6 protein-coding genes are annotated in these 8,417 nt (G+C 26.7%); 1 reads left to right on the top strand and 5 read right to left on the bottom strand.

The window, feature by feature from the left end:
- Positions 1 to 657 precede the first annotated feature (657 nt).
- From DU473_RS07435 to selA, 3 genes are read right to left on the bottom strand one after another with little or no spacing between them, the layout of a single operon-like run.
- On the bottom strand, positions 658 to 1,368 hold the full coding sequence (locus DU473_RS07435; RefSeq protein WP_131165886.1) for a bifunctional thiol oxidoreductase: 711 nt from the start codon (positions 1,366 to 1,368) through the stop codon (positions 658 to 660).
- Positions 1,369 to 1,414: 46 nt separating this feature from the next.
- The gene (gene selB / locus DU473_RS07430; protein ID WP_131186903.1) at positions 1,415 to 3,211 is read right to left on the bottom strand and encodes a selenocysteine-specific translation elongation factor; all 1,797 of its coding nucleotides are present in this window, start codon (positions 3,209 to 3,211) and stop codon (positions 1,415 to 1,417) included.
- Positions 3,208 to 4,539 (bottom strand): L-seryl-tRNA(Sec) selenium transferase, encoded by a 1,332-nt coding sequence (selA, locus tag DU473_RS07425; RefSeq protein ID WP_131186902.1) that lies wholly within the window; start codon positions 4,537 to 4,539, stop codon positions 3,208 to 3,210. Before selA ends, selB begins: the two co-directional genes overlap by 4 nt.
- 68 nt (positions 4,540 to 4,607) lie before the next feature.
- On the opposite strand from selA, the gene DU473_RS07420 reads away from it, so the two are divergent.
- Positions 4,608 to 6,266: a 4Fe-4S dicluster domain-containing protein gene (locus DU473_RS07420; RefSeq protein ID WP_131186901.1), complete on the top strand. Its 1,659-nt coding sequence runs from the start codon at positions 4,608 to 4,610 to the stop codon at positions 6,264 to 6,266.
- On the opposite strand, the gene DU473_RS07415 is transcribed toward DU473_RS07420, so the two are convergent.
- Both DU473_RS07415 and DU473_RS07410 read right to left on the bottom strand, forming a co-directional pair.
- On the bottom strand, positions 6,247 to 7,050 hold the full coding sequence (locus tag DU473_RS07415) for an alpha/beta hydrolase (protein WP_131186900.1): 804 nt from the start codon (positions 7,048 to 7,050) through the stop codon (positions 6,247 to 6,249). The genes DU473_RS07420 and DU473_RS07415 overlap by 20 nt on opposite strands.
- Positions 7,047 to 8,342 carry an MFS transporter gene (locus tag DU473_RS07410; RefSeq protein ID WP_131165881.1) on the bottom strand — a complete coding sequence of 432 codons (1,296 nt, stop codon included), beginning with the start codon at positions 8,340 to 8,342 and terminating at the stop codon, positions 7,047 to 7,049. Before DU473_RS07410 ends, DU473_RS07415 begins: the two co-directional genes overlap by 4 nt.
- Positions 8,343 to 8,417: the final 75 nt, after the last annotated feature.

Below are 8,417 nucleotides of genomic sequence, written 5' to 3'. Positions count from 1 at the left end.
ATAATGGAATGTTTGATAATGATGGTAGCACTCATACAGGATTTGCTCAATTTAATTATGTATGGTAAAAACTTAAGTTACTAGTTTAATCTCTCCTAAACCCAAATGACTTTAGGTTGTTTGGGTTTTATGTTTTTATATTTATACTTTTATTTTTTTATTTTTATTTTTTATACTTTATTTTTATACTTTATTGCTTTTATGTCTTTGTATAGTTTATAAGTTGTTTTATATATCTTATATATCTTATATATCTTATATATCTTATATATCTTATATGTTTATGCTTTTTATGGTTTATGGCTTAATGTTTTATACTTTATATAGTTAATAACTTACTTTTTATACTTTTTATACTTTTTATACTTTTTATGGTTTTTATGGTTTTTATGGTTTTTATGGTTTTTATGGTTTTTATGGTTTTTATGGTTTTGCACGCTAATATACTTTTAAAGTTATTAAAAACTTTATGCTTTAACTATATATAGTTTATATGCTTTTAAGTTATAACTTTATCTTTTATGCTTTTAAAAGATATAAATATGTATTTGTGATAAGTGTTTGAAATAAGAATGTTTTATGGAATTTTTGATTTATAAAATTAAAATATTTTTGTAGTGTTTTGTGTTAAATAATCAATGCTTTAAAAAGCATCGATTATTTTATAATGGTTGGAGTAGCACTAAGTCCTAAAGCTCTGTATTTTTCATAAAGGGCAAAAGCTTCTTTGAGTTCACTTTCACTTACCTTTGGATAATTTTTGATATCTGGATTAAAATATTTATTCATAATAGCGATTTTTTCTTTATCATTTTTAGCTTTTTTGGTTTCTTTATAAATTAGAGCTGATTTTTCAAAAGCGCTTTTTCCATGAACTGGAGTGATGATAAAATTTACTTGATATTGTTTTAAATCCTCATCGATATTTTTTAAATGTTCTCTACAATAAGGACATTCTGGATCTGTAAAGACGTAGATCGCAGGTTTGTTTTTATCTCCTAGTTTGATAACCATTTTTTCTTTTTCTGCTACAGCTTTAGCGTTTTTGATAAAATTATTTCTAGCGTCTTGAAATTTTTTCATTTCATATTCTTGACGATAAGAAATTTTTGATTTTAAATCGATAATATCAGGAACTATAATATCATCTTTTGTAAAAAGAATTTCTTCTTGTTTTAAGCCATCGATTTCAACACTTAAAATCACGCTTTCAAATCCAGTATCACCAGCTTTTTCTCTTTTTTCGATATTGATTTTTGCATTAGGAAATTGGGCTTTGATACTTTGTGAATAAAAATCACTGATTTGGGCATTACTAGCTGCAAAAGCTAAATTTGCAATGCTTAAAATTAAGGCAAATTTTTTCATTATTTATATCCTTTTTGAATTGATTGTTTAATTTTATAATACTAAGTTAAATGCTTGTTTTTAAAAATCTTTTTTCATTGATTTTTTGAACTTTTTCATTTTTATCTAGGTATTCTAAATAAGCTATGGCATATTTTCTAGAAAGATTAAATTTTTCTTTAACTTTTTGGACATCAAGGCTTTCGTGTTTTAAAAGTTCTAAGAATTCTTTCATTAAATTATCCAAAGCCTTTTTTTCTATAAAAAGATTATGAGCTAATCTTACTACAAGGGAATTTTTTGTGAGTTTTTTTAGTATCTCATCGCCACTTTTTCTATCAAGATCTAAAAAATCATAGATATTATACGGCGCTTTAGGATAAATTCCTTGTTTTTTAATGATATTAAAAAGTTCGTTGTTATTTTTTTCTTCTATTTTGTTAAAATCTATCCCTTTTTTAAAATATATTCCTTTATTTAGGCTAAGTTCTTTTGTATTTTTTAAAGCAAGCTCGCAAAAACTTTTACTAGCCCAAGGAATTCTTAAGGCTAAAGAGTGCGCTGAAAGCATGGCGTAAGGATTTTTTTCTATGATAAAAGTGATGAGTTTTTTTATTTGTTCTAAGTTGTTTAATGTATAGATATTTAATTCTTTCTCATCTACAAAAACATTATCAAGTTCTTTGGCTAAATTTAAAGCATCTTCGTGTCTTAGTTTAAACCTTTGATAACTTGATAATAAACCAAAACCGTATTTGTGAATTTCTTTAAGATAGTTAAAGCTTTCTTTTAGCTTTTCTTCTTTTAAGAGACTTAAAAGCTTGTTTTTTGCTTCTTTTTTTAAAGGCTCGCTTACAGGGTTTAAAACTCTTCCCCCACCTACAACGCGGTTATTTTGAAGTAAAATAAATCTTTCGTTAAAACATAAAAAAAGATTTTTTTCAAAATTTAAATGAGCAAAAAATTCATCGTTTTTTAATTGTTTGAGTATAGAGATTTTGCATTCTATTTGTTTTGTTCCAACGCAAAAAATCATTTTTTCATTTTTTAGATTTTTTGCTTTTATCAAAACGTCGCATTCTTTAAAGGCTTTAAAATAACCTTTTTTGCTAAGTATATAACCTTTTTTGAGTTCTTTATGATCGCAATTTAAACTTAAGGCTACGCGGTTGTAAGCTTTTATTGTGGTGTGATTTGTTTCGTGATTTTGTATATTTTTGATGATAAGTTCTTTTTGATTGTCAAGGCATATGATCTTTTCATTAAGACTAATGCTTCCTTCATTAAGACTTCCAGTAACTATGGTTCCTATGCCTTTTAGAGAAAAGACTCTATCTATATAATAACGAAAAATTAAATTCTCATTTGTATTTTTGCATTCTAAAGTTAAAAGATAATTTTTTAAATTTTCTATACTTTTTGTATCTTTAATGGAAGTATAAAAAATTTTCATAGGAGTAAAATTTAAATTTTTTAAAATATTTTCACTTTGTTCTTTTAAATTCTCGCATAAATCACATTTGCTAAATATCAAAATAATATCTTTTATCCCTAAAAGTTCTAGGACTTCTAGGTGTTCTAAGCTTTGTTCTTTTAAACCCTCATTGATATCTACAACAAATAAACAAGCACTAAAACCAAAGGCTCCGCTGATCATAGTTTTAACCAAATCTTTATGTCCTGGAACATCGATAAAAGAAATGTGTTTATCTTTGAAATTTAAATTTGAAAAGCTTAAATTGATGGTTATTTTTCTATCTTTTTCTTCTTTTAGGGTATCACCTTCAAAACCATTTAAAGCTTTGATTAATGAGGTTTTTCCATGATCTATATGTCCAGCTGTTCCAATGAGTAAAGAATTCATAATGTATCCATTGAATTTATGATATTGATTAAATGAGATAGTTCATCTTCTTTAATACTTCTAAAATCAAGAATAAAATTTTTGTTTTCAACGCGTCCTATGATATTTTTTTCTCTAAATTTTTTTTGCAAAAATAAAGCTTTGCCCTCAAAAGCTAAAACGAAAGTTTCTAAACTTTTATCTGGCATAGAACCTCCCCCAACTAAACTTTTACTTTTTTGAAGTGAGGTTTTAAATTTGATATTTTTTTGAACTTTTAAAGCTTTTTGTTTGATATGGTCTAAAGAGTCGTTTAAAAGTTTTAAAGTGGTGATTTTTTCAAATTTTTTTTCTAAATAAAATTTAAGCGTTTCATTTAAAAAAGTAATGCTTAGTTTATCCACTCTTAGCATTCTTAAAAGTTGATTTTTTTTAAGTTTTTCTATGAATTTTTTCTTTCCTAAAATAATGCCAGCTTGCACAGATCCAAAAAGTTTATCCCCACTAAAACTTAAAATATCACAATTTTTCAAAAGTTTTTTAACTTCTGGTTCATTTTTACTTAAATGCGGATTAAGATTTTCACACCACCCTGATCCTAAATCATAATAAAGTATTAATTTTTTCTTTTTAGATAGGATTTTTAATTCTTCTAAATTTGTTTCACTTTGAAAACCAAGTAAAGAAAAATTAGATTTATGCGTTTTTAAAATTAAAGCAGAGTTTTCATTTATGGCTTCTTCATAATCTTTTAAATGCGTTTTATTGCTAGTGCCAACTTCATGGAGTTTTACTCCTGCTGCTTTAATCACTTCAGGGATTCTAAAACTTCCGCCAATTTCTACAAGTTCTCCTCTTGAGCTTATCACTTCTTTATCTTTGGCTAGGGTATTAAGGATCAAAAAAACTGCTGCTGCGTTATTATTTACCACTAAAGCATCCTCACACTCAAAAAGGATTTTAAATTTTTCTAATAAAGAATCGTATCTTGAGCCTCTTTTTCCTGTTTGAAGATCAAATTCTAAATTAGAATAAGAACAAATGAGTTTTTTGCAATTTTCATAAAGTTCTTCATCAATCACACTTCTTCCTAAATTCGTATGTATTATAACCCCGCTTGCGTTGATGAGATTTTGAAGATCATTTTTTAAGAAGTGTTTAATTTTATTTTGAATTTCGTTTAAGATTGCTGTTTTTTCTATATTTTCATTTAAATTTTTTTGTAATTTTTTTTTCATTTCTTTAATGACACATTTAGAAAAATAAGTTCTAAGATATAAAGGATAAGTTTTTAAGTTTTCATCTTTTATTAGACTAGAAATTTGTGGGAAGTCTCTAAAATTGTTCATCTTAAACCTTAAGAAAATATTTTGCTATTTTAACATAAAATTTATAATCAAAGTTTTTAAGGTTAAAAATGCAAGATTTTGTTTATGTAAAAAATGATTTTTTAATCCCTTTAGAAGATGATATTAAAGTGTTAGAAAAACCCAATGAAGATGAGTTTTTGATTTCAAATGATAAAAATCAAAAGGCACAAATTTATGCTCCTGAAATTAATTTTTATCTTAAAAATTCAAAAGATAGTATTTTAAAGAAAAGTAAAAATGTTTCAAAGCTTTATGAAGCAAGATTGATTGCTTATGATTTGGGGTTTGATTTAGAACAAGTTAAAGAAGTAGGTAAAAATATCATTTTAGTGGATATTAAAGAAGAAATTAGTGATTTTTTAAAGAGTAAAGATTTTAAAGTTTTGAGTTTTAAAAATGATGAAATCATATCTATTTTTGGATCAATTGGCGAGCTTTGTGCTATAGTAAAAAAAGACAATGAAGAGATTGAGCTTGATTTTGATATTTTGCTTTTTAATAAGAATTTAGAACAAGTGCGTCAAGACTTTATAAGACAAAGTGGATGTTTTAATATAGAATCTTTTAAGGATAATGAAGAACTTTTTGAATTTTTAAAACAAAAAACTCCAAAATATCATTATAAAACCTATATCACTTATGATTTTAATATATGTCAATATCATCAAAGACGCAGTGAGCATTGTGCTAAGTGTGCTGAAATTTGTCCTACAACAGCTATTTTAAAAGATGATGAAAAAAGAGAATTAGAATTTTCTCAAATTGATTGTTTAGGGTGTGGGGGGTGCATTAGCATTTGTCCTAGTGGTTCGCTTGATTATGCTCCTATGCCAAGGAATAGTTTTTTTGAAATAGCAAGTTTGTATAAGGGGCATAAAATTGTGATTATTCCTAAAAAAATGCCTTTAGAAAATTTAGAATTAAATTTAAAAGAGGATATTTTGCCTTTGATGATAGAAGGAGAAAAATGGCTTTCTAATATGCATTTTTTAACCCTTTTACAAAATAGTGGTGCAAATTTAGTTTTTTATACAGATTTTATTTCAAAAGGAAGCAATGAGGCTATCAATCTTTTAAATACTGTTTTTGAGAGAAAATTTAATAAAAAGGCCATTTTTGTGGCTAAAGATAAAAAAGAGCTTGAAAATGCTTTGGAGCAATTAGAATTTATCGAAGGGCTTTCTTTTGAACTTCATTCAAATTTTCTTACAAGCAGAGAACTTTTTGCTAAGAGATTAGAGCATTTAATCGCTGATGATGATTTAGGCAAGGTAGAAAGTGGGGAATGGTTAAGATATGGTCAAGTTTTGGTCAATCCTGATACTTGCACGCTTTGTCTTTCTTGTGTAGGAGCTTGTAATGTAGGAGCATTGATCGCTGATTCTAAAGAAAATGCTTTAAAATTCAATCCCTCGCTTTGCACTACTTGTGGATATTGTGAGGTAAGTTGTGCTGAAAAAGATACCTTAAAACTTGTGCGTAGTGGTATAGAACTAAATAAAGATTATTTTAAATATCATACTTTAGCAAAAGATGAGCTTTTTGCTTGTATAGAATGCGGTAAAGAATTTGCTACAAAAAAAGCAGTTGAAAAGATAGCTAATATTATGAAATCTAAATTTAATGGTGATGAAAATAAAATTAAAACACTTTATTGTTGCGCAGAATGTAAGGCTAAAGTGATGATTAAAACGATGATGATTTAAGAAAAATATCTTTAGCATAGATCATAGCTTTGTTAATAACACTTCCATGCGTTTCATTTTTAAAAAGTTTAAAAGAGCTTTTGCAAAAACTTTCTTGTGAAATTTTTTGACTTAGTTCTTTAACGCTTAAAGAAGCATTTCTTTTTCTTTCAGCAGATCCTAATGCAAAATAGATTTTAGGGCATGTTGATAATTTTATTTTTTCTGGTAAAAATTTAGTTTGGTTCCACCATAAAGAAGGAGAAATAATAAAATAATGGCTAAAAAGTTTGCTATCCTTTAGTAGCGTATCAAGAGCAAAAAGTCCTCCAAAAGAATGCCCAAAAATAGCTTTATAATTTTTATCACTTCGATAGCGTTGTTCGATATAAGGTATGAGTTGTGTTTTTAAGAAAGTTCTAAAATTATCACTTCCACCACCTTCTTTAAAACTAGCTTTTTTATCCGGCGTGTAATCTTTTGTTCTATTTTTAATGTCAAAAGCTAAAGGAGTATCATAACCTATGCCTATAATTAAAAGATCTTCTTTTATGGGTTTAGAAAAAAGATTTAAAAATAAAGGAAAGAAAGCATTGCCATCAAGTAAATAAATAGTTTTGTATTGTTTGGCATTTGTATTATTTGTTGCGATAAAAATTTTATAATTTGTATTATGATGAGTGAAATAAATAGCTTTTTCTATAAAAAAAATCTTTTTTGCGGGTGTTGAAATTTCTGGAATTTTTTGATCGGGTTTAGCAAAAGCAAGAGATAAAAGCAAGAGATAAAAGAAAAATTTATTCATATTTTCACTTCTAATTCCTCTTTATTTGTGAGTTTGCTATCAAATTTGATCACTAGATTTTTTGAGTTTTTATAAATATCTACAACCCCTTTAGTGTGTAAAAGTTTATTCCAATTTAAAGGTGTATTAAGATTTAGATAAAGATTTTTAAATTCGGCTGGATTTTTTAAAAATAAAAGTAAAATAAACCAAGATATAGATAAAACAACTAAAACTATAGTTAGAATCTCAAGCTTATCAAAATGCAAAAACAATCCTCCTACAATCCCCCCAACAAAACTACCCCCATAACCAAAAGCATTAAACACTCCTAAGGCTACACCTTTTTCATGGACTTTGCAAAATTTTGAAGCACAAGATTGCATAATGGGTTCGTGCAGGTTAAAACCTATAAAAAAGATAATAACTGAAAAAATGAAAAAGTTGATAGAATGCGAAAAAGTAAAACATAGATAAGAAAGTATGAAAAAAAATACCCCAATAAGTAAAATTTGTTTAGATAGGTTTTTTCTCTCTCCTAAGCTTCCAGCAAATCCCATAGCAATAAATCCTGCTATCATTGATATAGTATAAATAATCCAAAGTTTATCTTGTGCAAAATTAAAATGTTTTACTAAGATGATAGGAATAATTAAAAATGCAATACTCATAAGCATTTTTTGCATAAAATTAGTGATATTCATAAGAGCTAAATTTTTTTGTTTAATAAGATGAAAAAAAGGCGTTTTTTTGTTTTCGTGTGAAAGCTTATTTTCTTTTGGAACTATAGTATAAAGTAAGATAATACAAAGAAGTGTTAAAAAAGCACTTAGATCAAAAAGACTTGAAAGCCCCCATTTAGCACTCATTAAAGGAGAAATTACCATAGAAGCTGCAAAACTAATTCCTATAAAAGAGCCCATTATAGCCATAGCTTTGCCTCTATTTTCTTCATTAATAAAATCGCTAATCATTGCAGTAGCCACAGCTCCTATAGCACCAGCTCCTTGAAGCATTCTTCCAATAAGCATAGTATAAATATCATTTGCAAAAGAACAAATAAGTGATCCTATAATGAAAATAATAAGCCCTAAAAGCATAGTTTTTTTACGTCCGATTTTATCACTTAGTATTCCAAAAGGTATTTGAAAAACCATTTGAGTTAAAGCATATACACCTACTAAAAGCCCTACTAAAAACTCATTTGCAGCTTCGAGTTTAAGTGCATAAAGACTTAAAACAGGCAAAACTATAAAAAGTCCAAAAAATCTTGTTCCAACAATGAAAGATAAAGCTAAAATAGTATTAAACATAAAATTACCTAAGGATTTAATTTAGGATAATTTTACTATTAATAATATTAAGTAAGTATTAAGTTTTATCTTATT

It is taken from the genome of Campylobacter novaezeelandiae (genome assembly GCF_004323845.1).
GTDB classification, from domain to species: Bacteria; Campylobacterota; Campylobacteria; order Campylobacterales; family Campylobacteraceae; genus Campylobacter_D; species Campylobacter_D novaezeelandiae.
The sequence above is the reverse complement of the archived record's forward strand: the minus strand, read 5'-3'. Positions and strand labels throughout refer to the sequence as shown.